Origin of the sequence: Agromyces luteolus, from assembly GCF_009729855.1 — a bacterium.
GTDB classification, from domain to species: Bacteria; Actinomycetota; Actinomycetes; order Actinomycetales; family Microbacteriaceae; genus Agromyces; species Agromyces luteolus.
The window spans coordinates 263,149-287,133 of the sequence record NZ_WODA01000023.1; the positions used below are offsets into that span (position 1 = coordinate 263,149).

At 72.8% G+C, this 23,985-nt stretch carries 25 protein-coding genes; 12 read left to right on the forward strand and 13 right to left on the reverse strand.

Annotated elements, in window-relative coordinates; translation table 11 throughout:
- Positions 1 to 16: 16 nt before the first annotated feature.
- Positions 17 to 658: a GyrI-like domain-containing protein gene (locus GLX25_RS13155; protein WP_155842893.1), complete on the reverse strand. Its 642-nt coding sequence runs from the start codon at positions 656 to 658 to the stop codon at positions 17 to 19.
- Between the two features lie 9 nt (positions 659 to 667).
- Positions 668 to 1,120 carry a hypothetical protein gene (locus GLX25_RS13160; protein WP_271192465.1) on the reverse strand — a complete coding sequence of 151 codons (453 nt, stop codon included), beginning with the start codon at positions 1,118 to 1,120 and terminating at the stop codon, positions 668 to 670.
- A 22-nt stretch (positions 1,121 to 1,142) separates the two neighbouring features.
- On the opposite strand from GLX25_RS13160, the gene GLX25_RS13165 reads away from it, so the two are divergent.
- Positions 1,143 to 2,021: an SDR family oxidoreductase gene (locus tag GLX25_RS13165; protein ID WP_155842895.1), complete on the forward strand. Its 879-nt coding sequence runs from the start codon at positions 1,143 to 1,145 to the stop codon at positions 2,019 to 2,021.
- Positions 2,022 to 2,056: 35 nt separating this feature from the next.
- On the opposite strand, the gene GLX25_RS13170 is transcribed toward GLX25_RS13165, so the two are convergent.
- On the reverse strand, positions 2,057 to 2,695 hold the full coding sequence (locus tag GLX25_RS13170) for a LysE family translocator (protein ID WP_155842896.1): 639 nt from the start codon (positions 2,693 to 2,695) through the stop codon (positions 2,057 to 2,059).
- A gap of 81 nt (positions 2,696 to 2,776) precedes the next feature.
- On the opposite strand from GLX25_RS13170, the gene GLX25_RS13175 reads away from it, so the two are divergent.
- On the forward strand, positions 2,777 to 3,229 hold the full coding sequence (locus tag GLX25_RS13175; RefSeq protein ID WP_155842897.1) for an Lrp/AsnC family transcriptional regulator: 453 nt from the start codon (positions 2,777 to 2,779) through the stop codon (positions 3,227 to 3,229).
- A 105-nt stretch (positions 3,230 to 3,334) separates the two neighbouring features.
- Positions 3,335 to 4,942, forward strand: coding sequence for a M28 family peptidase (locus GLX25_RS13180; RefSeq protein WP_155842898.1), 1,608 nt, complete (start codon positions 3,335 to 3,337; stop codon positions 4,940 to 4,942).
- A 54-nt stretch (positions 4,943 to 4,996) separates the two neighbouring features.
- Here GLX25_RS13180 and GLX25_RS13185 read toward each other — a convergent pair whose 3' ends face one another.
- Complete coding sequence (locus GLX25_RS13185) at positions 4,997 to 6,004, reverse strand: NAD(P)-dependent alcohol dehydrogenase (RefSeq protein WP_205719897.1); 1,008 nt, start codon at positions 6,002 to 6,004, stop codon at positions 4,997 to 4,999.
- 101 nt (positions 6,005 to 6,105) lie between these two features.
- Between GLX25_RS13185 and GLX25_RS13190 the strand changes: the two genes are divergently transcribed.
- The gene (locus GLX25_RS13190) at positions 6,106 to 6,810 is read left to right on the forward strand and encodes a TetR/AcrR family transcriptional regulator (protein ID WP_155842899.1); all 705 of its coding nucleotides are present in this window, start codon (positions 6,106 to 6,108) and stop codon (positions 6,808 to 6,810) included.
- A gap of 7 nt (positions 6,811 to 6,817) precedes the next feature.
- On the opposite strand, the gene GLX25_RS13195 is transcribed toward GLX25_RS13190, so the two are convergent.
- Together GLX25_RS13195 and GLX25_RS13200 are read right to left on the reverse strand one after the other, a co-directional pair.
- Positions 6,818 to 7,717: an RNA polymerase sigma-70 factor gene (locus GLX25_RS13195; protein ID WP_155842900.1), complete on the reverse strand. Its 900-nt coding sequence runs from the start codon at positions 7,715 to 7,717 to the stop codon at positions 6,818 to 6,820.
- A 10-nt stretch (positions 7,718 to 7,727) separates the two neighbouring features.
- Positions 7,728 to 8,369 (reverse strand): carboxymuconolactone decarboxylase family protein, encoded by a 642-nt coding sequence (locus GLX25_RS13200; protein WP_155842901.1) that lies wholly within the window; start codon positions 8,367 to 8,369, stop codon positions 7,728 to 7,730.
- Between the two features lie 172 nt (positions 8,370 to 8,541).
- Between GLX25_RS13200 and GLX25_RS13205 the strand changes: the two genes are divergently transcribed.
- The 3 genes from GLX25_RS13205 to GLX25_RS13215 all read left to right on the forward strand — a co-directional run bounded on the left by GLX25_RS13205 (position 8,542) and on the right by GLX25_RS13215 (position 13,034).
- Entirely contained in the window at positions 8,542 to 10,503 is a 1,962-nt protein-coding gene (locus tag GLX25_RS13205; RefSeq protein WP_271192464.1) for an acyl-CoA dehydrogenase family protein, read from the forward strand.
- 144 nt (positions 10,504 to 10,647) lie between these two features.
- Positions 10,648 to 12,012: a hemolysin family protein gene (locus tag GLX25_RS13210; protein ID WP_166548796.1), complete on the forward strand. Its 1,365-nt coding sequence runs from the start codon at positions 10,648 to 10,650 to the stop codon at positions 12,010 to 12,012.
- Positions 12,009 to 13,034 (forward strand): CNNM domain-containing protein, encoded by a 1,026-nt coding sequence (locus GLX25_RS13215; protein ID WP_155842903.1) that lies wholly within the window; start codon positions 12,009 to 12,011, stop codon positions 13,032 to 13,034. Before GLX25_RS13210 ends, GLX25_RS13215 begins: the two co-directional genes overlap by 4 nt.
- 6 nt (positions 13,035 to 13,040) lie before the next feature.
- Here GLX25_RS13215 and GLX25_RS13220 read toward each other — a convergent pair whose 3' ends face one another.
- Genes GLX25_RS13220 through GLX25_RS13235 form a run of 4 tightly spaced genes read right to left on the reverse strand, consistent with a single transcriptional unit; the run spans position 13,041 to position 15,893 of the window.
- A complete protein-coding gene (locus GLX25_RS13220; RefSeq protein ID WP_271192463.1) occupies positions 13,041 to 13,418 on the reverse strand; it encodes an L-rhamnose mutarotase in 378 nt (125 codons plus the stop codon).
- A complete protein-coding gene (locus GLX25_RS13225) occupies positions 13,415 to 14,182 on the reverse strand; it encodes an SDR family NAD(P)-dependent oxidoreductase (RefSeq protein WP_155842904.1) in 768 nt (255 codons plus the stop codon). Before GLX25_RS13225 ends, GLX25_RS13220 begins: the two co-directional genes overlap by 4 nt.
- Entirely contained in the window at positions 14,179 to 15,033 is an 855-nt protein-coding gene (locus GLX25_RS13230) for a fumarylacetoacetate hydrolase family protein (RefSeq protein WP_155842905.1), read from the reverse strand. Before GLX25_RS13230 ends, GLX25_RS13225 begins: the two co-directional genes overlap by 4 nt.
- On the reverse strand, positions 15,030 to 15,893 hold the full coding sequence (locus tag GLX25_RS13235; RefSeq protein ID WP_155842906.1) for an amidohydrolase family protein: 864 nt from the start codon (positions 15,891 to 15,893) through the stop codon (positions 15,030 to 15,032). The genes GLX25_RS13230 and GLX25_RS13235 overlap by 4 nt, the downstream gene beginning before the upstream one ends.
- 65 nt (positions 15,894 to 15,958) lie before the next feature.
- Between GLX25_RS13235 and GLX25_RS13240 the strand changes: the two genes are divergently transcribed.
- The gene (locus GLX25_RS13240; RefSeq protein ID WP_155842907.1) at positions 15,959 to 16,675 is read left to right on the forward strand and encodes a FadR/GntR family transcriptional regulator; all 717 of its coding nucleotides are present in this window, start codon (positions 15,959 to 15,961) and stop codon (positions 16,673 to 16,675) included.
- A 4-nt stretch (positions 16,676 to 16,679) separates the two neighbouring features.
- On the opposite strand, the gene GLX25_RS13245 is transcribed toward GLX25_RS13240, so the two are convergent.
- Positions 16,680 to 17,651, reverse strand: a complete 972-nt coding sequence (locus GLX25_RS13245) for an aldo/keto reductase (protein ID WP_155842908.1) — start codon at positions 17,649 to 17,651, stop codon at positions 16,680 to 16,682.
- Between the two features lie 148 nt (positions 17,652 to 17,799).
- Here GLX25_RS13245 and GLX25_RS13250 point away from each other — a divergent pair, with 148 nt between their 5' ends.
- Genes GLX25_RS13250 through GLX25_RS13265 form a run of 4 tightly spaced genes read left to right on the forward strand, consistent with a single transcriptional unit; the run spans position 17,800 to position 21,192 of the window.
- Positions 17,800 to 18,849, forward strand: coding sequence for a zinc-dependent alcohol dehydrogenase (locus tag GLX25_RS13250; RefSeq protein ID WP_155842909.1), 1,050 nt, complete (start codon positions 17,800 to 17,802; stop codon positions 18,847 to 18,849).
- A complete protein-coding gene (locus tag GLX25_RS13255) occupies positions 18,846 to 19,604 on the forward strand; it encodes an SDR family oxidoreductase (RefSeq protein WP_155842910.1) in 759 nt (252 codons plus the stop codon). Before GLX25_RS13250 ends, GLX25_RS13255 begins: the two co-directional genes overlap by 4 nt.
- On the forward strand, positions 19,601 to 20,212 hold the full coding sequence (gene eda, locus GLX25_RS13260; protein WP_240898342.1) for a bifunctional 4-hydroxy-2-oxoglutarate aldolase/2-dehydro-3-deoxy-phosphogluconate aldolase: 612 nt from the start codon (positions 19,601 to 19,603) through the stop codon (positions 20,210 to 20,212). Before GLX25_RS13255 ends, eda begins: the two co-directional genes overlap by 4 nt.
- On the forward strand, positions 20,209 to 21,192 hold the full coding sequence (locus GLX25_RS13265; protein WP_271192462.1) for a sugar kinase: 984 nt from the start codon (positions 20,209 to 20,211) through the stop codon (positions 21,190 to 21,192). The genes eda and GLX25_RS13265 overlap by 4 nt, the downstream gene beginning before the upstream one ends.
- A 19-nt stretch (positions 21,193 to 21,211) precedes the next feature.
- Here GLX25_RS13265 and GLX25_RS13270 read toward each other — a convergent pair whose 3' ends face one another.
- Together GLX25_RS13270 and GLX25_RS13275 are read right to left on the reverse strand one after the other, a co-directional pair.
- Positions 21,212 to 22,717 (reverse strand): aldehyde dehydrogenase (NADP(+)), encoded by a 1,506-nt coding sequence (locus GLX25_RS13270; protein ID WP_155842912.1) that lies wholly within the window; start codon positions 22,715 to 22,717, stop codon positions 21,212 to 21,214.
- 65 nt (positions 22,718 to 22,782) lie between these two features.
- A complete protein-coding gene (locus GLX25_RS13275) occupies positions 22,783 to 23,967 on the reverse strand; it encodes a fumarylacetoacetate hydrolase family protein (protein WP_155842913.1) in 1,185 nt (394 codons plus the stop codon).
- Positions 23,968 to 23,985 lie beyond the last annotated feature (18 nt).

Here is a 23,985-nt window from a genome sequence, read left to right on the forward strand (position 1 = left end):
GTGAGCCGACCGATCGTCACGCCTCCCTGACGGGCTGCCGCAGCACCGTCCGCAGCCTCTCGGGGGCCGTGCGCCGCGGGTCGCTCAGGTAGATCTCGTGGTGCGGGCCGTTGAACGTGAGGCCGTGCTGCGGCATCCACTCGTGATGCAACCGAGCGAGCGTCGGGGCCTCGTCGGCGAACGGCCCGAGGTGGAGGATCTGCGCCGAGCTGCCCTCGGCCAGGCGCGTGAGGCGGAGCGCGTCGAGCGACGGCGACCCCCGGCCCTTCGCCCGGGTTGCCTCGGCGCCCGCCTCGACGGCCGCCTCGTCGATCCAGTCGGGCTGCGCGATGAGCATCGTCCAGTTCCAGGCGGACCGGTCGTTCGCGGCGAACGCGCCGGGGTCGTCCGCCCACCAGAGGCCCTCGAGCGGGGCGACCGTGAAGTCGCGCCCGAGCGCCTTCCTGCTCGCGGACTTCACCGCGTACGCGACCCCGAACAGCGCCTGGACCGCCTCGGCATAGGCCGGCGTCGTGTTCGGGTCGCCGTGCCCGTCGACCGCGAGGTACTGCATGGGCGGCACGTCGACGAGCGCGAAGTCCCTCGCCGACGGCGCGTACAGGTCGCGGTGCGCGCGCTTGACGTCGTACTTCTCGGGCTGGCCGCCTTCCGGTGCCATGCGCGAAGGCTACGCCCGGCCCCCGACGCTGCCGGATCCTCGCGCCGCCGCGTGGCACAGCCGGTCGCGGACCCACCCCGCGGCATCCGCCTGCGTCAGCTCACCCGACCGCACCAGCCGGGCGAACTCGATCGCCTCGTCGCTGAGCCGCCCGTCGGGCGTCGTGGGCGGATCGCGCAGCACGACGGTCGTGAGCCACCGCGTGAGGGGGCCGCCGATGCGTGCCGCGACGGCCACCGTGCCCGCGAAGTGCCTCGCCTGCCCGTCGGTGCGGTCGTCGACGTGCCGCCGGAACCCGCGCCCGCGCAGCCGATTCCGGCCGCCGGATGCCGCGTCGAGCATCCAGCGCGGACCCCGCCCCACCCCGGCGGCGCGTCCGAGCTCCTTCAGGAAGCGCCGGTCGGCGTAGCCGCGACGGGCGAGCTGCTCGATCGAGTCGGCGAGGGCGGCGCAGGCATCCACCCGGATAGGGTATGGCTCACCCATGCACGCATCCCTCCCCCTCGCCGGACGCACCGCGCTCGTCACCGGCGTCTCCCGCCGACGCGGGATCGGCTTCGCCGTCGCGACGAGGCTCGCCGAGCTCGGCGCGAACCTCGTCGTCCACCACCACCGCCCGCACGACCTCGACCAGCCGTGGGGCGGCGACGACCTCGACGAGGTGCGCCGCGGCATCCGCTCGGCACTGGCACCGGGGGCGGTGATGCGCGACCTCGGCGCCGACCTCGCGGACCCGGGGCAGGTCGAGCCGCTGATCGACGCCGCGCGCGGGCTCACGGGCGACCTCGACCTCCTCGTCTGCAACCACGCGAAGAGCGGCGACGACGGCGGCATCCTCGACATGACCCCCGAGCGCCTCGACGCGTTCTGGAGCGTCAACGCCCGGTCCACGCTGCTCCTCACGGCCGCGTTCGCACGATCGAAGCGACCACGAACCCGGGCGGATGCCGCGCCGCTCCGGCCCGGCGAGCGGCTCCGCCGCGACGCGCCCTTCACCGAGCCGCAGGGCCGCGTGATCTGGATGACCTCCGGCCAGGTGCACGGCCCCATGCGGGGCGAGGTCGCCTACGCGACGAGCAAGGCCGCGCTCGCGGGCGTCACCGCGACCGTCGCCGCCGAGCTGCTCGAGCTCGGGATCCTGCTGAACACGATCGACCCCGGCCCCGTGAACACCGGCTACCTGGACCCCGAGACCGCCGACCGCCCGCTCGACGAACTCGAGGCGTACCTCGCGACGACGCCGTTCGGACGCGTCGGCCGCCCCGAGGACGTCGCGAACCTCATCGGATGGCTCGTCACGCCCGGCGGCGCGTGGGTCACCGGGCAGGTGCTCACGAGCGACGGCGGCTTCAGCCTCGGGTGAGCCGGGTCGCGTGGGCGGCCTCGCCTACCCGCGCACTACCCGACCAGGTGCGCGACCTGCTCCACGACGAGGACCCCCGCGAGCACGATCATCGCCGCGCCCGACACGCGCGACACGATCCGCATCGCCGTCGGCCGCAGGCGCAGCACCGTGCGCGCGCCGAAGCCCACGACCGAGTACACCGCCGCGCACGCCGCCACGAAGATGAGGCCGAGCACCGCGAGCTGCACCGGGATCGGCCAGCTGCCCGCGGCATCCGTGAACTGGGGCAGCAGCACGACGAGCACCAGCAGGCCCTTCGGGTTGAGCCCCGAGACCCCGGCGCCCTGCAGCAGGCGAAGCCACGGGCGAGCGGATGTCGCGGCCGCCCCGCCCGAGACCGTCGCGGCCACCACCGGCGGTTGGCGCAGGACGCGGACGCCGAGGTACGTCAGGTACGCCGCCGCAGCCAGGGTCAGCGCCACGATGAACCACGGCAGGGCCGCGACCACCGCGCCGACGCCGATCGCGACCGCGGCGACGACCGCGAGGTAGCCGAGCAGGATGCCCGCGAGCGACGGCAGGATGGTGCGCTCGCGCGTGCCCGCGGCGATGAGGTACGCCCAGTCGGGTCCGGGCAGGATCACCATCAGGGTCATCATCACCGAGCACGCGATGAGCAGTTGCACGTCCATGGAACGAACGTAGGCAGGATCGCGTGGAAGCCGCTGCCCAGTTCCACCACGCCGCGCCGCGCTCATGGAAGAATCCTCCACATGGATGCCATAGATCGGAGAATCCTTGCCGAGCTGCAACGCGACGGCCGCCTGAGCCTCACCGAGCTCGCCGAGCGCGTGCAGCTCAGCATGTCGCCGACCCACCGCCGGCTGCGCGCGCTCGAGGCATCCGGCGCCATCACCGGCTACCGCGCGGTCATCGACCCCGACGCGGTCGGCATGGGCTTCGGCGCCCTCGTGTTCGTCACGATGGAGCAGGCGAACCGAGCGACCGTGCCGGCGTTCGATGCGGCCGTCGCCGAGATCCCCGAGGTGATCCAGGCGCTGCGCCTCTTCGGCGACCCCGACTACCTGCTGCGCGTCGCCGTGCCCGACCTGCCCGCGTACCAGCGCCTGTGGGACGAGCGCCTGTCGGCGCTGCCCGGCGTTCGCCGCGTCGAATCGACGCTCGTGATGAAGACGATCGTCGACGACCGGCCGCTGGCGCTGTGAGGCTCGCCAGCGGGCGCCCTGATTGGGGATGGACCGCGTGCGCCCGGTGTGGAAGCATCCGCTACGGAGAGCCGGCACGACGGCGTGACCGGCGGGAAGGTCGGCATGCAGCACAGGAACAGGCGGATCTGGGGCGTCGCCACCATCGCGGCACTCGCAGCGGCGACGATCGCGGCCGCACCCGCGTACGCGGCACCGAACACCAACTCGGTCAAGAAGCTCACGAAGGCCGTGACGGCCGAGGCGGTGCTCGAGCACCTCGACGCACTGCAGGACATCGCCGATGCGAACGGCGGCGACCGCGCGGCAGGGCGCGACGGCTACGCGGCATCCGTCGACTACGTCGTCGGCGAGCTCCAGGCCGCCGGCTACACCCCGGAGGTGCAGGAGTTCGACTTCCAGTACACGGAGGAGAACAGCGAGCTCGCCCGCATCACACCGCTGCCGACGAACTACGTGCAGGGCGATGACTTCCTGCGGAACGCCTTCGACTCCGGCACGCCGAAGGGCACCGCGACCGGCGCGCTCGTGCCCGTCGACGTGAACATCCCCGCCGGTGCGCTCCCGCCGAACAGCAACTCGAGCGGCTGCGACCCCGCGGACTTCATCGGCTTCCCGGTCGGCGCGATCGCGTTCATGCAGCGCGGCACGTGCGGCTTCGCCGTCAAGGCGCTCAACGCGCAGGCTGCAGGGGCATCCGGCGCGGTCATCATGAACGAGGGACAGCCGGGCCGCACCGGACTGCTCAACATGATCGGCGACGCCACGGGCCTCACGATCCCGGTGGTCTTCACGACCTCCGCGGTCGGCGAGGACCTGTACTCGACGACGCCGGGCACGATCGTGACCGTCACGGTCGACTTCGAAGCCGAGGTGCGGAGCGCCTACAACGTCATCGCCCAGACGGCGATCGGCGACGACGGCAACGTCGTCATGGCCGGTGCGCATCTCGACAGCGTGCAGGACGGCGCGGGCATCAACGACAACGGTTCCGGCAGCGCCGCGCTGCTCGAGACCGCCATCCAGATGCAGAAGACGAAGCCGAACAGCGCGGTGCGCTTCGCCTGGTGGGGCGCCGAGGAGGAGGGCCTGCTCGGGTCCGAGTACTACGTCGACCAGCTCACCGAGGAGGAGATCGCGGACATCGCGCTCTACCTCAACTTCGACATGATCGGCTCGCCGAACTTCATGTTCGGCGTGTACGACGGCGACAACTCGGGCGGCACCGCGCCCGACGGGTTCATCCCGGAGGGTTCCGCGGAGATCGAGGACGTGTTCGAGTCGTTCTACGACAGCCGCGGGCTCCCCTACCAGGACAGCGAGTTCTCGGGGCGCAGCGACTACGGCCCGTTCATCGCGGTCGGCATCCCGGCGGGCGGCCTGTTCACGGGCGCCGAGGGCGTGAAGACCGTGGATGAGGCGGCGCTCTACGGCGGCGTCGCCGGCGCCTCGTACGACCCGTGCTACCACGAGCCGTGCGACAACCTGCGTGGCGACGGCCAGGACGTGGCGCTCTACGACGCGCTGCGTGCGGACTACGAGCTCGTCGGCAACGTCAACGTGTTCGCGCTCGACGTGAACGCCGACGCGGTCGCGGCCGCCGTCGCGACGTTCGCGTTCGACACGTCGACGGTCAATGGCGTCCGGGTTCCCGGCAAGTCGCACGGAGCCGGCAAGAGCGGCGACGCGTTCGCCGACCGGTTCCCGAGCTGATCCACCGACGTCGCGGCGGGTGCCCCACGGGCATCCGCCGCGACGTCGCTGCCCTCACGCGACCCGCAGCACGACGCTCCCGCGCTTGCGCCCCGTGTCGACGTACCGGTGCGCGTCGACGATGTCGTCGAGGTCGTAGGTCCGGTCGATGACGGCGCGGAGGTCGCCCGCCTCGGCGAGTGCGGCGAGGCGGGCCATCCCGTCGGCGCCCATCGGCCCGCCCGCCTGGTTCACGCGGATGCCGCGGCGACGGGGCCGCAGCGCGGCGCCGATCATGCCGGCCAGGTCGGCGATCACGAGCAGCAGCGCGCCGCCCGGGCGGATGAGGTGCGCGACGCGGCCGAACGGCGCGTTGCCGACGCACTCGACGACCACGTCGTAGCGGGGCGCATCGCCCGGCGCGGCGGCCGCGAAGTCCTCGCGGGTGTAGTCGATGACGTGCGCGGCACCGAGCGAGCGGACGAGCTCGGCGTTCCCGCCGCTGGTGACGGCGGTGACGCGCGCACCGCGGCGCGCGGCGAGCTGCACGACCGCCGTGCCGACGGCGCCCGACGCACCGTTCACGAGCACCTCGCTCCCGGGGCCGAGGTCGACGACGTCGAGATAGCGCAATGCGGTGTGCCCGCCGAAGAGCACGGCGGCGGCCTCGTCGAACGAGAGGTTCGCCGGCTTGCGTACGACCTCGCCACCCTCGGGCACGGTCACGTACTCGGCGTGGCACCCGAAGCGCGCGCCGCGCATGAGCATCACCTCGTCGCCCGGGGCGAAGCGCGTGACGCCCGCCCCGACCGCCTCGACGACGCCGGCCGCCTCCATGCCGAGCACCGCGTGCTTCGGGCGTCGGAAGCCGATCGCGGGGCCGACGAACAGGCCGAGGCCCCGCGGCACCTCGCGCGCGCGGAGGCGGTGGTCGGCGATGCTCACCGTCGAGGCGTGCACGCGGACGAGCAGCTCGCCGGCCGAGGGCTCCGGTCGCGGTCGGTCCGCGACGGCGACGGTCTCGGGGCCGCCGAACCGATCGACGACGGCCGCTCGCATCGTGCGGGTGTCGGTGGTGGTCATGATCGCTCCCTTACCTTGTAAGTCTTACGTCGTAAGATACGCCTTCGACCTCGCCGTGTCCATACCCCGGCGAAAGAAACCTCACGTTGTAAGGTGAACAGATGGGGCCGAAGGCAGCAGAAGCGCGCACGCGCACCCCGCTCACCCGCGAGCGCGTGCTGCAGGCCGCCTCCGACCTCGCCGACCGAGACGGCCTCGAGGCCCTCACCATGCGCGCCCTCGCCGATGCGCTCGGCGTCGAGGCGATGTCGATCTACTACCACCTGCCCAACAAGGACGCGATCCTCGACGGCGTCGTCGAGCTCACGTTCACCGAGGTCGGGACCGAGGCGCACGGCCGGGGCACGGGCCGGTCGCAGGCGGATGCCGCGGGCTGGGCCCCCGCCGTCCGGGAACGCATCCTCGGCGCGCGCCGCGTGCTGCTGCGGCATCCGTGGGCCCCCGTCGTCATCGACCAGCGCAAGTCGTTCTCGCCCGCGATGGTGCGGCACGTCGACGGCATCGTCGGCATCATGCGCGAGGCCGGGATGTCGCACGACCTCATCCACCACTCGCTGCACGCGATCGGCAACCGCATCTACGGGTACGTGCAGGAGCTCTCCGACGACGGGCAGGCCCCGCCGCCCGGGCAGCTCGACGAGATGCAGTCCTTCGCGCCGAACCTCGCCGCCATGCTCGCCGACGTGGCGCACGTCGACCCCGAGTCGACGCTCGGCTGGTGCGACGACCAGACCGAGTTCGAGTTCGGGCTCGACCTGCTGCTCGAGGGCATCGAGCGGCGCCGGCTCGCCGAGGCCGCCGCGTAGGCGGTGCTCACCGCGCCAGCCGCGCCTCCGCGTCGAGCCGAGCGAGCTTGTCGGGGTTCGCGACCGAGTAGAGGTGCGTCACGAGGCCGTCGTCGATGGTCACGCTGATCACGCCGGCGAGCACCCCGTCGACCTCGACCCGCAGTGCGGGCGCGCCGTTGATCCAGATCACCGAGGCGACCGGGTGGAACCCCCACTTCGCGGTCGCGCCCATGAGGTACGACACGAGCTTGCGCGCGCCGCGGATCGGGTGACGGGCCGCACCCTTGACCTTGCCGCCGCCGTCGCCGATCGAGACGACGTCGGGCGCCAGGACATCCATGAGCCCCTGCACGTCACCCGTGTTGAAGGCGACCATGAGCCGCTCGACGACCCGCTCCTGCTCGGTCGGCTCGACCTGCATCCGCGGGCGCCTCGCCGCGACGTGCTCCTTCGCCCGGTGCGCGATCTGCCGCACCGCCGCCGGGGTCTTGCCCACGGCATCCGCGATCTCGTCGTACGGCAGGTCGAACACCTCGCGCAGGACGAACACCGCCCGCTCCGCTGGGCCCAGCGTCTCGAGCACCGTGAGCGTCGCGATCGAGAGCGACTCGGCGAGCTCGACGTCGTCGGCGATGTCGCGGCTCGTGAGCAGCGGCTCGGGCAGCCACTCCCCCACGTACTCCTCGCGCCGGCGCGACAGCGTGCGCAGGTGGTTGAGCGATTGCCGGGTCACGACGCGCACGAGGTAGGCGCGCGCATCGCGCACCTCGGCCCGGTCGACGTCGGACCATCGCAGCCACGACTCCTGCAGCACGTCCTCCGCGTCGGCGGCCGAGCCGAGCAGCTCGTAGGCGACGGTGAAGAGCAGGTTCCGGTGCTCGACGAACGGGTCGACGTCGGCGCCGGCTCCGGCGTGCTGGCTCATGCGCGCCACCCTACGCCGCCCCGCCGACCGCCGAGCGGGTCGCGTCAGGCGTGCGGGTCGCGTCGCGCGAGCGGGTCGCGAGCGGCGGGAGGCCGCAGGCGTCCGCGAAGTGCTCAGAACGGATGCCGAGCGCGATGTTCCCGCGCGCGGTCGCGTTCATGAGGCCGACCTTCGCGCTCAGCTCGACCATCGCGGCCGGCCCGAGCTCGGCGAGGAGGGCCGCCGACAGCTCGTCGGTCACCGCGACCGGCGTCGCGCACATCGCCTCGGCGTACTCCATCACGCGCCGCTCGAGCGGCGTGAAGACGGATGACTCGCGCCACTGCGGCACCTCGCGCGCCTTCTCCTCGTCGAGGCCGTGGTCGTGCGCGAGGAAGTAGTGGAAGTCGAGGCAGAAGCTGCACCCGATCGCGGCGGCGGCGGCCATCGCGGCGTACGAGCCGAGGTTCGCGTCGAGCGCGCTCCACCGCTCGGCCTTCCGCCCGATGCCCATGAGGTCGAACAGCACCCGGCGGTTGTGCCACATGACGCCGACGGAGTCGGGCACGCGGCCGATCATGCGGCGGGCGCCGAGCTTCGCGAGCGCGCCGATCGGGCCGGTCAGCTCGGCGGCGGGGATGCGGGTCGTCGTGGTTGCGCTGGTGGCGGTCATGGTGGTCTCTCCAACGTCTCGGAACGGGTCGATGACATGCAGACACCGCGCAGGCGAGGGCTGTGACATCCGCTGTGCGCCGCCGAACGGGGTGACACCGCGACCGACCCGCGCAAGGGCTGGCCCGGCCCTCAGCCCGGGCGTACGTTGGGGACAGAACGAGGAGGTTCGCGTGAGCAGCACCCGAGAGTCCGCCGCATCCCCCGTCACCCAGGTCGACGAGCAGGAATCCCGAGCGGTCGCCGAGGCCGCGCGGGAGCAGGAGTGGCGCAAGCCGAGCTTCGCCAAGGGCCTGTACCTGGGGCAGTTCGACCTGTCGCTCATCCATCCGCACCCGAGGCCCGACGCCGAGCGGGTCGAGCGCGGCGAGGCGTTCCTCGCCGACCTCGAGGCGTTCCTCCGCACGGTCGACGTCGCCGAGATCGAGCGCGAGGCCCGCATCCCCGACGCCGTCTTCCAGGGCCTCGCCGACCTCGGCGCCTTCGGCATGAAGATCCCCGTCGACTACGGCGGGCTCGGCCTCGGCCAGATCTACTACAACCACGCGCTGACCATGATCGGGTCGGTGAACGCGAGCATCGGCGCGCTGCTGTCGGCGCACCAGTCCGTCGGCGTGCCCGAGCCGCTCATGCTCGCCGGCACCGAGGAGCAGAAGCGGCGTTGGCTGCCTCGGTGCGCGGCCGGCGCGGTCAGCGCGTTCCTGCTCACCGAGCCCGAGGTCGGCTCCGACCCGGCGCGCCTGCAGGCGACCGCGGTGCCGAGCGAGGACGGCGCCGAGTACGTGCTCGACGGCACGAAGCTCTGGACGACCAACGGCGTCGTGGCCGAACTGCTCGTCGTGATGGCGCGCGTCCCGAAGTCCGATGGCCATCGCGGCGGCATCAGCGCCTTCATCGTCGAAGCGGATGCCCCGGGCATCACGGTGCACAGGCGGAACGCGTTCATGGGCCTCCGCGGGCTCGAGAACGGGCTCACGTCGCTGACAGGCGTCCGAGTTCCCGCCGAGAACCTCGTCGGGCAGGAGGGGCAGGGGCTGAAGATCGCGCTCACGACCCTGAACGCCGGGCGGCTCGCCATCCCGGCGATCTGCGCCGGCGCCGGCAAGTGGAGCCTGAAGATCGCGCGCGAGTGGTCGGCGGCGCGCGTGCAGTGGGGGCGGCCGGTCGGCGAGCACGCCGCGGTCGCGCACAAGATCGCGTTCATCGCGGCGACGACGTTCGCACTCGAGGCGGTCGTCGACCTCTCGGGCATGCTGGCCGACGAGGACCGCAAGGACATCCGCATCGAGGCGGCACTCGCGAAGCTCTGGGCCTCCGAGATGGGATGGCGCATCGCCGACGAGCTCGTGCAGATCCGAGGCGGGCGCGGCTTCGAGACGGCCGAATCGCTCCGAGCCCGCGGCGAGCGCGCCGTCGGCGCCGAGCAGCTGCTGCGCGACCTCCGGATCAACCGCATCTTCGAGGGCTCGACCGAGATCATGCACCTGCTCATCGCGCGCGAGGCCGTCGACGCGCACCTGACCGCGGCCGGCGACCTGATCGATCCGAAGCTCGAGGTCGCCGATCGGCTGAAGGCCGCCGTCTCGGCGGGCGGCTTCTACGCGCGCTGGCTGCCGCAGCTCGTCGCCGGCAAGGGCGACCTGCCGACGGCCTACGACGAGTTCGGCCCGCTGGCGACGCACCTGCGCTACGTCGAACGCACGAGCCGCAAGCTCGCCCGCGCCACCTTCTACGGCATGGCGCGCTGGCAGGGCGGACTCGAACGCCGGCAGGGGTTCCTCGCCCGCGTCGTCGACATCGGCGCCGAGCTGTTCGCCGTCGCCGCCTCGTGCGTGCGCGCCGAGATGATCGGCGCCGACACCCCCGACCAGCGCAGGTCGGCGTTCCAGCTCGCCCACACGTTCGCCGAGCAGTCCCGCCACCGCACCGAGCGGCTGCTCCACGAGCTCTGGGACAACACGGACGCCACCGACGAGCGACTCGCGTCGCGCGTGCTCGACGGCGACTACGCGTGGCTGGAGGACGGGATCCTCGACCCGAGCGAGGGCACCGGCCCCTGGATCACCGAGGCGATCCCGGCGGACGCGACGGAGGACGTCCACCGGCGGGTGATCGCGCCAACCCAGGAGGCCTGACCGCGGGTGCCGACCACAGCGCTTTCCGAGCGGACGCCGCTACGCTCGGATGAGTCCACCGAGTCCTGGAGGAGTCGAGCACCCCGTGCCCAACCCCGTCGATGGTCCCCGACGCGTCCCGGCGCGTCCTGCTGAGGCACGGTCGTGACCACGGCCCTGCTGCTCCTCCTGATCGGCCTCGTGCTGACCGCCGCGATCATCGCCGCGAACGGCTACTTCGTCGCGCAGGAGTTCGCGTACATGTCCGTCGACCGCGCACGGCTGCGCGCTCGCGCCGAACAGGGCGACGCGGCCGCGGAACGCGCGCTCGCGGTCACCCGGCGCACGTCGTTCATGCTCTCGGGCGCCCAGCTCGGGATCACGGTCACCGGCCTGCTCGCCGGGTACGTCGCCGAGCCGTTCATCGGCGAGTCGCTCGGAGCGCTCCTCGGCGGCGTCGGCGTGCCGCCGGCCGTCGGCATCTCGATCGGCACCGTGCTCGCGCTCGCGCTCGCGACGGTCGCGCAGATGATCTTCGGCGAGCTGTTCCCGAAGAACCTCGCCATCGCGAACCCGGAACCGCTGGCGCGCGGGCTCGCCCGATCGACGCAGGTCTACCTCGGCGTGTTCGGATGGCTCATCAGCCTGTTCGACGCGGCATCCAACGCCGTGCTCCGCCTCATCCGCGTCGAGCCCGTGCACGACGTCGACTCGAGCGCCACCGCGGAGGACCTCGAGCACATCATCGACGACTCCCGGGCGAGCGGCGACCTCCCCGACGAGCTGTCGATCCTGCTCGATCGCATCCTCGACTTCCCCCGTCGCGACGTGGAGCACGCCATGGTCCCGCGGGTGCGCGTCGACGTCGTCGCACCCGACACGCCGATCGCCGACCTGCGGACGATCATGGCGAGCGGGCACACGCGCTACCCGGTGATCGGCGACCGCGAGGAGCCCATCGGCGTGGTGCACCTCGCCGACGTGATGCGCGCCGACCCGGACGACCGTCGCGCGGTGCGCGAGATCATGCGCGACCCGCTCGTCGTGTCGACGCTGATGCCGCTGCCCGACGCGCTCGACGCGCTGACGGGAACCCGGAACGAGCTCGCGTGCGTCATCGACGAGTACGGCGGCTTCAGCGGCGTCGTCACGATCGAGGACCTCGCGGAGGAACTCGTCGGCGAGATCGCCGACGAGCACGACGTCGACACGACGGCCGGCGCCGAACGCGATGCGGACGGCGTCTGGGTCATGGACGGCGACGTGCACCTCGACGAGGTCGCGCGCATCATCGGCCGCGGGCTGCCGCGCGGCGACTACGAGACGATCGCGGGCCTCATGATCGCGGAGCTCCGCGGCCTGCCGGGGCCGGGCGAGGTGGTGGAGGTCGAGCTTCCCGTGACCGGCGCGGACCTCGCCGAGCAGGACGAGCCGGAGGCGGCCCGCCTGCGCATCGAGGCCGCCGAGATCGACCGTCACGTGCCGTCCGTCGTGAGGGTCGCCCTCATCGAACCGGAGGTCGAGCGATGAACCCGTGGATCGTGATCCCGGTGACCGTCGGGCTCATCGTGCTCAGCGCCTTCTTCGTGATCATCGAGTTCGCGCTCATCGGGGCGCGACGCCACCGGCTCGAGCAGGACGCCGCCGGCAGCGCATCCGCGCGCGCGGCGCTGCGCGGCATGAACGAGCTGACCATCATGCTGGCGGGGGCGCAGCTCGGCATCACCGCCTCGACCTTCGCGCTCGGCGCCGTCACGAAACCGGCGGTGGACGAGTGGCTCGGTCCGGTGTTCCTCGGTTGGGGGCTGCCCGAATGGCTGGCCGGCGGCGCCGCGTTCGCGCTGGCATTGCTCATCGTCACGTTCCTGCACCTGGTCGTCGGCGAGATGGCGCCGAAGTCCTGGGCGATCGCACATCCGGAGCGGGCCGCGAAGCTCATCGGCCTGCCCTCCCGCGGCTTCATCCGCGTCTTCCGGCCGTTCCTGCTGTGGGTGAACCGGATCGCCAACGCGCTCGTGGCGAGGACCGGGGTCGAGCCCGTCGATCGCGCCGCCGTCGGCGGGCGCGACGCCGACACCATCCGCAACCTCGTCGAATACTCTTCGCAGGTCGGCGTGCTCGAGCCCGAGCTGCGCTCGCAGATCACCGAGGTGATCGCACTGCAGGAGCTCACCGTCGACGACATCACCAGGCCCGACGGCGCTCCGACGGCCGCCCCAGCGGATGCCACGGTCGCCGACCTCCGCGAGGCGGCACTGGCATCCGGGCACCTGCGCATCCTGCTCGACGACGGCACCGGTCGGATGACGGACGTCGTTCACGTCCGCGACACCCTGCTCGCCGCCGACGGCGAGCGCGCTGCCGAATTCGCGCGTCCCGCCTTCCGGGTCGACGCGGCGATCCCCGCCTACGAGCTCCTCCGCCGCATGCGCGAGGAGCAGGTGCAGCTCGCCGTCGTCGAGCGCGACGGCGAGCTGCTCGGCATCGTCACGCTGACCGACGTGATCCAGCGCGTGCTGCCGGTCGCCGGGGAGCTGCCCGAGAACCGGTGACCGCGGTCAATCCAGGTGGAAGATCTCCGGGAGCTCCATCCACCACTCGCCCTCCGCGCGCTCGGCGAACGGCCGCTGCAGCGGCTCGCACACCGACCACCACTCCTGGGTCGTCGGGTCGGCGGCGATCGCGGCCATGTCGGCATCGAGGTCGTCGCCGACGTACTCCATGTAGGCGAAGAGCACGTCGCCGTGGCGGTAGATCGAGTAGTTGCGGATGTTGCTGAGCGTGAGGCGCTCGAGCACCTTCGGCCACACGTCGGCGTGGAGTCGCTCGTACTCCTCGCGGTGCTCGGCAGGCAGGCCGATCACCGAGGCGAGGCGGCGCACGCGGGTGACGCCGGTGCCGCGAGTCGGCCCGGTGATCGGCGTCTCGCCGCTCACGCGCGGGCTCCCGCTGCGCGCGCACGGACGTGCGTGACGCCGCCGTCGACCTCGAGCGCGGTACCCGTGGTCGAGCCCGAGCGGGGGCTCGCGAGGTAGGCGATCGCGCCGGCGACCTCCTCCGGGGTGACCATGCGCCCGGTCGCCTGGCGCGCATCGAGCGCGGCACGTTCGGCGACGGGGTCGGCGAAGCCCTGCAGCATCCGCTCGACGAACGGCGTCGACACGGTGCCGGGGCTGACGCAGTTCACGCGGATGCCGTCGCCGACGTGGTCGGTCGCCATGGCGTAGGTCAGCCCGAGCACGGCGCCCTTCGACGCCGAGTACAGGGCGCGCTGCGGCAGTCCGTTGAGCGCTGCGATCGAGCAGAGGTTGACGACGGATGCCGCCTCCGAGCGCCGCAACCATGGCAGCGCCGCCGCGGTGACGCGGGCCATCCCGGTGACGTTGACGTCGAGCACGCGCGCCCATTCGGCGTCGTCATTGTCCTCGACCGTGCCGACCGCGCTGATGCCCGCATTGTTCACGACCACATCGATGCCGCCGAGGCGCTCGGCGATCACCGCGACGGCGTCCGCGATCGAGGCACGGTCGGTGACGTCGGCGGCGAAGCCGACGAGCGGTTCGGGCAGGCCGTCGACGCTGCGGTCGAGGACGGCGACGCGCGCGCCGCGCGCGGCGAGCTCCTGCGCGGCGGCGAGGCCGATGCCCGATGCACCGCCGGTGACGACGGCGACGAGGCCGTCGAACTCCGCGGCGGTCATGCCTGCACCAGTTTCTGGCCGGCGCGGCCCAGGCCGTCGATCTCGAGCTCGACGGTGTCGCCGTCGCGCAGGTACGGCGTGCCCGGGAGGCCGAGCGCGACCCCGGCGGGGGTGCCCGTGTTGATGACGTCGCCCGGCTGGAGCACCATGTACTGGCTCAGGTACCAGATGACGTGCGCGACGGAGAAGAGCATGTTCGCGGTCGAGCCGTCCTGACGGAGCTCGCCGTTGACCCAGAGGCGCAGGCCGAGCTGCTGCGGGTCGCCGACCTGCTCGGCGGGCACGAGGTCGGGGCCGAACGGGTTGAACGTCTCGCAGCTCTTGCCCTTGTCCCACTGGCCGCCGCGCTCGAGCTGGAACTCGCGCTCGGAGACGTCGTGCGAGACGGCGTAGCCGGCGACGTGGGCGAGGGCGTCGTCGGGCGAGTCGAGGTACCGAGCGGGCGTGCCGATCACGACGCCGAGCTCGACCTCCCAGTCGGTCTTCGTCGAGTTCCTCGGGATCAGCACGTCGTCGTTCGGGCCGACGATCGTGTACGGGTCCTTCATGAAGATCACGGGCTCCGCAGGCAGGGCCGCGCCGGTCTCCTCGGCATGGTCGCGATAGTTCAGGCCGATGCAGACGATCTTGCCGGGGCGTGCGATGGGCGCGCCGACGCGCGACGCGTCGCCGGCGAACTCGGGGAGCGTGTCCAGCGCCTCGCGGATGCGCGCGACGCCGTCGGCGGCGAAGAACGCGCCGTCGTAGTCGGCCGTGACGCCGCGGGCGTCGAGCACGCGGTCGCCGACGCGCACGACGGGCACCTCCTTGCCGGGGGCGCCCAGGCGGGCGAGGGTGAAGCTGTCGGTCATCGTGTGCCTTCCGTGTCGGGGAGCGAGTAGAACCGGCGGGCGGTGCCGGAGAGGATGAGGTCGCGGTCGTGCGCGTCGAGTCCGTCGACGAGCGCGGCGATGCCCGAGAACACGCGCTCGTAGCCGCCCGCGATGAGCGAGACCGGCCAGTCGCCGCCGTACATCAGCCGGCCGGGGCTGAACACGTCGAGCGCGTGGTCGAACACCGGGCGGACGGTCTCGACGGTCCAGTCGCCCGGGTCGCCGATGGCCGAGTAGAGGCCGGAGACCTTCGCGTGCACGCGGGGGTTCTCGGCGACCTTCGCGATGAGCGAGGCCCACGGTTCGTGATCGGCCGCACCGATCGGCGGCTTGTTCAGGTGGTCGAGCACGAGGTCGAGGTCGGGGTGCTTCTCCGAGATCTCGAGCACCGCTTCGAGGTGCTCGGGCAGCACGCCGACGACGTCGAACGGCACGCCCGCGGCCTCGAGCACGCCGAGGCCGGCGTCGACGTCGTCGCGCAGCAGCCAGTGGGGGTCAGGCCGGTCGTGGATGAGGTTGCGGATGCCGCAGAGCAACGGACGCCGTCGCAGCTCCTCGAGCCGCTCCGCGGCGCGCTCCGGCTCGTGCAGCGGCACGTATCCGACGATGCCGACGACGACGGGTTCGCTCGCTGCGACCTCGAACATGAGGTCGGTGTCCTCGTCGTCGTCGGCCGACTGCACGAGCACGGTTCCGGTCACCCCGGTCGCGGCGAACGACGGGAGCACCTCGCCCATGCCGATCGACCGGTACAGCACGCCGGCCTCCGGCGTCAGCCAGGAGTAGGTCGCCCGCTCGAGGTCCCAGACGTGCTGGTGGGAGTCGATGATGCCGCTCATGCCGCCTCCTTGCGGTTGGTGCTGAAAGGTCTGATGACTTCGCGCAGACCACCTATGCTGTGCGCATGGGATCGCGTTCGAACGTCGTCATCGACGGAATCCGCCAGATGATCACCAGCGGCGAACTCGTCGCGGGCTCGCGGCTGCCCGTCGAGCGCGAGCTCGGGGCGCGGCTCGGCGTCTCTCGCGGACCGCTCCGCGAGGGCGTCCGTGCGCTCGTCGTGCTCGGGGTGCTCGAGACCCGCCAGGGCGACGGCACCTACGTGACCTCGCTCGAGCCGGGCCAGCTCCTCGAGCCGCTCGGCATGCTCGCCGAGCTGCAGAGCCCCGAGAACAGCGTCCACCTGCTCGGCGTGCGGCGCGTGCTCGAACCCGAGGCCGCCGCGCACGCGGCGCTCCGCATCTCCGACGACGAGCTCGCCGAGGCGCGTCGCATCCTCGACCGCGGCGAGGCGATCCTCGCGGCCGGCGGCGACATCGACCTCGAGGGGACGATCGACGTCGACACCGAGTTCCACCGCCTCATCGCCAACGCGAGCGGCAATCCCGCCTTCGCCGCGATCATCGACGCGCTCGTGGGACGCACCGCGCGCGCCCGGCTCTGGCGCGCCATCCACCAGCACGGGGCGGTGCACGACACCCAGCGAGAGCACCGCGCCATCCTCGACGCGCTCGAGGCGCACGACCCCGACCGGGCCCGCATCCGCATGAGCGTGCACGTGCTCGGCGTCGAGGACTACACCGAGCGGCACGTCGACGAGCAGCCCGTCGACGAGATCTGACGTCTCAGGCATCGCGCACGAGCCTCCGCTCGGAGAGCGCCTGCCAGAACGCCTCGGGGATCTCGGCGCCGTACCGGGCGACGGTGCCCGCGACCTGGTCGGCCGTGCGCATGCCGACCACGACCGAGACCACGGCCGGATGCCGCAGCGGGAAGGCCACGGCGGCCTCGGGCAGCGTCAGGCCGAACTCCTCGCACACGTCGGCGATCGCGTTCGCGCGCGCCATCACCTCGGCCGGGGCGGGGCCGTAATCGTACGTGGCGTCGGCAGCCGGGCGGGGCTTGGACAGCAGGCCCGAGTTGTAGACGGCCGCCGCGACGATGCCGACGCCGCGCTCAGCGGCGAGCGGCATCAGGTCGTCGAGCGCACCCTGCTCGAGGAGGGTGTAGCGGCCAGCGAGCATGATCACGTCGACGTCGTGGCGATCGACGAACTCGGCTGGCATCGCCGACTGGTTCATACCTGCGCCGACGGCGCCCACGACGCCCTCCTCGCGCAGCTCGATGAGCGCGGGGATCGCCTCGGCGTGCGCCTGCTCGCCGTGGTCGTCGGGATCGTGCAGGTAGGCGATGTCGATGCGGTCGAGCCCGAGCCGCTCGAGGCTCTCCTCGACCGAGCGCCGGACGCCGTCGCGGCTGAGGTCCCACTCGCGCCGGAGCGTCGCCGGCACCGCGAAGCCGCCGTCGTCCATCGTGCCCTCGGGGTAGCCGCTCGCCACGAGGAGTCGTCCGACCTTCGTCGAGAGCACGAACTCATCGCGAGGGCGGTCGCGGAGCGCCTCGCCCAGGCGTCGCTCCGAGAGGCCGAGGCCGTAGTGCGGTGCCGTGTCGAAGTAGCGGATGCCGGCATCCCACGCCGCATCGACGGCTTCGCGAGCCTCGGCGTCGCCCGTCGGCCGGTACAGGTTGCCGAGCTGCGCGGCGCCGAATCCGAGTTCGGTGAGGGCAGGACCGGACCGCAGGGTGCGACTCAGCATCGAGGGACCTCCATGGGACGACATGACTGGGTAAAGGTTAGATGATTTGATGCCGAGATTCCATTTCTCTGTCAGAATGGACGGCAGCACGGCGCAAAGGTCTTCTCAATTCGGCGCGTCGAACCACGGACATCCGCTTGGAGGATCAATGCTGACCGCCGCGTACACGGGCGACTCGACCATCACCGTCTCGGAGGCGGAGCCGCGCCCCCCGGCACCCGGAGAGGTGCAGATCCGCGTCGCCTACGTCGGCCTCTGCGGCACCGACCTGCACATCCTGCACGGCAGCATGGACGCGCGGGTGCAGACCCCGCTGGTCTTCGGCCACGAGATGAGCGGCGAGATCGCCGCGCTCGGCGACGGCGTCACCGGCTGGAGCGTCGGCGACGCCGTGACCGTCATGCCGCTCGCGTGGGACGGCACGTGCCCCGCGTGCCTCGCGGGCAACGAGCACATCTGCCAGAACCTCGACTTCATCGGCATCGACTCGCCCGGCGCCCTGCAGGCGTACTGGAACGTGCCCGCCGAGGTGCTCGTCGCGCTGCCTGAGGGCATCGCCCTGGATGCCGCCGCGCTCGTCGAGCCCGTGGCCGTCGCCGTGCACGACGTCCGCCGCTCCGAGATCGCGCCCGGCGAGAAGGCCGTGGTCATCGGCGGCGGACCGATCGGCGTGCTCATCGCGACCGTCGCGCGCGCCTTCGGCGCCGAGGTCGCCGTGATCGAACTCGACGCCAACCGCCGCGCGCAGATCGCCGGCCTCGGCTTCGACACGCTCGACCCGCGCGAGGTCGACCAGGTCGCCTGGGTCGAGGAGTGGACCGGCGGCGCCGGGGCGGACGTCGTGTTCGAGGTCTCGGGGGCCGCCGCAGCGGTACTCGGCGCCACCTCGCTCGCGAAGGTCCGCGGCACGCTCGTCGTCGTCGCGATCCACCCGACGCCGCGCGAGATCGACCTGCAGCGCGTGTTCTGGCGCGAGCTCCGCATCCTCGGCGCACGCGTCTACCAGCGCACCGACTTCGAGACGGCCGTCGAACTCGTCGCCGACGGCACCATCCCGAGCGACCTGCTCATCACCAAGATCGTGCCGCTCGCCGAGACGCGGGCTGCATTCGACGACCTCGAAGGCGGCCGCGCCATGAAGGTGCTCGTCGACGTGAGGGCCGGACAGCCTGCGATCGGCGAGGAGGCCGCGGCATGAGCATCAGCTTCGACCTCACCGGTACGACGGCGCTGGTCACGGGCGCCAAGCGCGGCATCGGCTTCGCGATGGCCGACGCGCTCGCCGCCGCCGGCGCCGACATCATCGGCGTGAGCGCGACCCTCGAACCCGAGGGCAGCGCGATCGCGGCCGCCGTCGCGGCGCACGGCCGCGGCTTCGAGGCGCACGCGGTCGACTTCGCCGACCGCGACGCCGTGCTCGAGTTCGCCGAGTCGCTCCGCGGCCGCCGCATCGACGTCCTCGTGAACAACGCCGGCACCATCGAGCGGGCGCCCGCGGCGGAGCATCCGCTCGAACTGTGGGACCGCGTGGTCGAGGTGAACCTGTCGAGCCAGTTCGTGCTCACCCAGGCCGTCGCGCAGGGCATGCTCGAGCGCGGGCGCGGCAGGGTGATCTTCACGGCCAGCCTGCTGAGCTTCCAGGGCGGCATCAACGTCCCCGGGTACACGGCCGCGAAGTCGGGCATCGCCGGGCTCATCAAGGCCCTCGCGAACGAGTGGACCGCGAAGGGCGTCACCGTCAACGGCGTCGCTCCCGGCTACATCGCGACCGACAACACGCAGGCGCTCCGCGACGACCCCGACCGCTCGAAGGCGATCCTCGACCGGATCCCGGCGGGGCGGTGGGGGCGCGCCGACGACATCGCCGGTGCGACCATCTTCCTCGCCTCGCCCGCGGCCGACTACGTGTCAGGTGTCATCCTCCCGGTCGACGGCGGATGGCTCGGCCGATGATCCTCGACGGCCAGCCGTTCGTCCCGGTCATCGTCCTCGACGACGCCGAGCGGGCGGTTCCGGTCGCCGAGGCCCTGCGGCGCGGCGGCATCCGATGCGCCGAGATCACGCTGCGCACTCCTGCCGGCGTCGAGGCGATCGCGGCGCTCCGCGACCTGCCCGACTTCATCGTCGGCGCCGGCACGGTGCTCACGCCGGAGGACGTGGACCGAGTGGTCGACGCGGGCGCCCGCTTCGTCGTGAGCCCCGGCCTCGCCGACGACGTCGTCGAGCGCGCGCTCGCCCTCGGCGTCGGCGTCGTACCCGGTGTGGCCACGGCGACCGAGGTCCAGCGCGCGGTGCGCCTCGGGCTCGATCGCCTGAAGCTCTTCCCCGCGGGCCCGCTCGGTGGACTCGGGCTGATCCGCGCGCTCGCCGGGCCGTTCCCCGACGTGCGGTTCCTGCCGAGCGGCGGCGTGAGCGCGGCCAACGCGGCCGGGTACCTCGCCGACCCGAACGTGTTCGCGGTGAGCGGCAGCTGGATGGCGACGCGCGAGCTGATCGCCACGGGCGACGTCGATGCGATCGAGCGGCTGAGCCGCGAGGCGGTCGCGGCGGTGTCGCCGTGAGCTCGGCAGGCGGCGGCGCGGGCGGCGCCCGCGGCGTGCTGACCCTCGGCGAGGGCCTCGGGGTGCTCCGCACGCGCGGCCTCGGGTCGCTCGCGCACGAGTCCGACCTCGTGGTCGGCACGGGCGGCGCCGAGGGCAACGTCGCGATCGGCCTCGCGCGCCTCGGCGCGCCGGTGACCTGGCTCGGCCGCGTCGGCGACGACGGGCTCGGCACGCGCGTCGTGCGCGAGCTGCGTGCCGAGGGCGTGCACGTCGTCGCACCCGTGGATGCCGCGGCGACCGGCCTCCTCATCAAGGAGACCCCGACGCCGGGTCGCACGGCCGTGACCTACCACCGGGCCGGCAGCGCCGGGAGCCGCCTCTCCCCCGGCGACCTCGACCTGGTCGATGTGGGCGCGTTCGACCTGCTCCACGTGACCGGCATCACGCCCGCCCTCTCGTCGACCGCGCGCGACGCGATCGACACGGCCGTCGACCTCGCCCGGGCGGCGGGCGTGCCGGTCTCGTTCGACGTGAACCACCGCAGCTCGCTGTGGCCCGACACGGCCGCGGCATCCGCTGCGTACCGCTCGATTGCGACCCGGGCCGGCCTCGTGTTCGCCGGCGTCGACGAGGCCGAGCTCGTGATCGGGCAGGTCGGTGCGGATGCCTCCCCCGCCGACCTCGCGCGCGCGATCGCCGAGCTCGGACCCGCCGAGGTCGTCGTGAAGCTCGGCGAGCAGGGCGCGATCGCCCTCGTCGACGGCGAGGCGCACGAACGCACGGCCGTGCCGGTCACGGTCGTCGACACCGTCGGAGCCGGCGACGCGTTCGTCGCGGGCTACCTCGCGGCGCGGCTCGCGGGCGAGGGCGTCGATGGGCGGCTCGACCTCGCCGTGCGCACGGGCGCCGCGGCGTGCACGCATCCCGGCGACTGGGAGGGCTTCCCGACCCGACGCGACCTCGAGCGGCGGCTCGGCGACGACCCGGTCTCGCGCTGACCGCGATCCGGCAGACCCCTCAGCCCAGCTGCAGCACGCCGTCGACGCGACGCGGGATGCCCGTGTAGTCGTCGCGGAGCTCGGCGGGCAGCAGCGCCTCCGGCGCGTCCTGCCAGGCGAGCGGCCGGAGGAACCGGCGGATGGCGCTCACGCCGACCGAGGTGTGCTGCGAGTTCGTCGCGGGCCACGGCCCGCCGTGGTGCTGCGCCCACGAGACGCGCACGCCTGTCGGGTAGCCGTCGAACACCAGGCGCCCGACGCGGGGAGCGAGCTCGCGCACGAGCGCGGCGACCGCGTCGGCGTCGGATGCCTCGCTGTGCACGGTCGCGGTCAGCGAGTCGGGCACGGCATCGAGCGCCGACACGATCTCGGCGGCGTCGTCGTAGCGGGCGATCAGGATGAGCGGGCCGAACACCTCTTCGGTGGCCTCCGGGGTGAGCGCGGCCGCGGTCGTCGCGAGCACGGTCGGCGCGGCCGTGAAGCCCGCGCCCGCATCGACGACGCCCTGCGCGAGCACCTCGACCGAGCCGTCCGCGACCACGCGGTCGCGGATCTCGTCGAACGAGGTCGCGATGCGCTCGTTGAGGAGCACGGATGCCGCGGCATCCGTCGCCTTCGACGCGATGCGCGCCACGAGCGCGTCGCCCGCCTCGCCCGCGGGCACGAAGGCGACGCCCGGCTTGGTGCAGAACTGGCCGCTGCCGAGCGTGAACGAGCCGTAGAGCCCCTCGGCGATCGCCTCGCCGCGCGTCGCGGCCGCGGCGGGCGTGATGATGAGCGGGTTGAGGCTCGACAGCTCGCCGTAGAACGGGATCGGGCGCGGGCGCTCGTCGATGATCTCCATGAGCGCCCGGCCGCCGCCGAGCGAACCGGTGAATCCGACCGCCTGCACGAGCGGGTGCGAGACGAGCACCCGACCGGCGTCGGTGCCGTAGACGATGCCGATGAGCCCCGCCGGCGCGCCGTGCGCCGCCGCGGCATCGCGCAGCACGGCATGCGTGGCGCGCGAGGTCTCGAGGTGCGACGAGTGCGCCTTCAGCACGACGGCGTTGCCCGCGGCGAGTGCCGACGACGTGTCGCCGCCCGCGACCGAGAACGCGAACGGGAAGTTGCTCGACCCGAACACCGCGACGACGCCGAGCGGAACGAGCATCCGCCGGATCTCGGGCTGCGGGCCGAGCGCGGTCGCGCCGGCGTGGTCGATGGTCGCCTCGAGATGACCGCCGTCGCGGAGGGCCTCGGCGAACATCCGGAACTGGAAGCTCGATCGGCCGACCTCGCCCGTGAGTCGGGGCAGGCCGAGCCCGGTCTCCCGGTCGGCGATCGCGGCGAGCTCGTCGCGGTTCGCGTCGAGGGCGTCGGCGAGCGCGTCCAGCAGGCCGGCCCGCCAGAGGCGGTCGTGGGCGGATGCCGCGGCGAACGCGGCATCCGCTGCCGTGATCACGGCGTCGGCCTCGTCGGGCGTGCACGCGGCGATGCCGGTCGGGCGGCTCTCGCCGGTACGGGGGTCGGTGCTGGTGAGCATTTCGTCTCCGGGGTCGGTACGGGAGGTCGGGCGGGCGGACGGACAGGCGTCGCCGGCGCAGCGGGTCAGCCGAGCAGGCCGCGCGCGGTGAGCGATCGGTAGAGGGCGTCGATGCCGAACGTCCACGGTTCGGCGTCGGCGGTCGAGCGCACCCGGTTCACGAGCGCGCCGAGGCGAGGCTCGGCGATGCGCACGACGTCGCCGTCGCGGTGCGTGAAGCCGCGGCCGGGCACGTCGCGGTCGTCGACGGGGGCGAACATCGTGCCGAGGTAGAGCACGAAGCCGTCGGGGTACTGGTGGTGCGCGCCGACGACCTGGCCGACGAGGTCGACGGGGTCGCGGCTGATGCGGGCGAGCTCGCTCGTGCCGTCGAGGCGATAGCCCTCCTCGCCGTCGATCGAGAGGCGCACGACCGACGCGCGCAGGTCGTCGATGCCGTAGCCGTCGTCGAAGAGGCGGATGAACGGGCCGAGCGAGGCCGACGCGTTGTTGTCCTTCGCCTTGCCGAGGAGCAGCGCGCTGCGGCCCTCGACGTCGCGGAGGTTCACGTCGTTGCCGAGGCTCGCGCCGATGATGCGCCCGGTCGAGCTCACGACGAGCACGACCTCGGGCTCGGGGTTGTTCCACTGCGACGCGGGGTGCACGCCGACGTCGACGCACGGGCCGACGGTCGCGAGCACGGGCGCCTTGGTGAAGACCTCGGCGTCCGGGCCGATCCCGACCTCGAGGTACTGGCTCCACCAGCCGCGCTCGATGAGCAGCGCCTTGAGGGCGGCCGCCTCCTCCGAGCCCGGCTTCAGGGAGTCGAGCGAGCCGCCGATGGTGGCGAGGATCTCGGCGCGGATCGACGCCGCAGCGTCCTGGTCGCCCCGAGCCCGCTCCTCGATGACGCGTTCGAGCATCGACACCGGGAAGGTCACGCCCGCCGCCTTCACGACGTGCAGGTCGATGGGCGAGAGCAGCCACGGGCGCGACGGGTCGCGCGTCTCGGGCGGGGTGTTCGCGACGAGGTCGTCGAGGCTGCCGAGCACCTTGCCGTCGGCCGCGGCGAGCGCCGCCACCGGGTCGGCGTGCTCGGTGAGCGCGCGCATCGTCGGGAAGGTGCGCGAGACGTCCACGACGCCCTCCGGGCGGAGCGCGACGACGCTCGGGCCGTCGGCGGTCCAGGCGCGCCCGACGAGGGTCGCGGTCCCGGCGTCGTCGGGCAGGATGCCGCGGGCGTCGGGCCAGGTCGTGGTGGTGCTCGTCATGGTTCCGGTGGGTCCCTG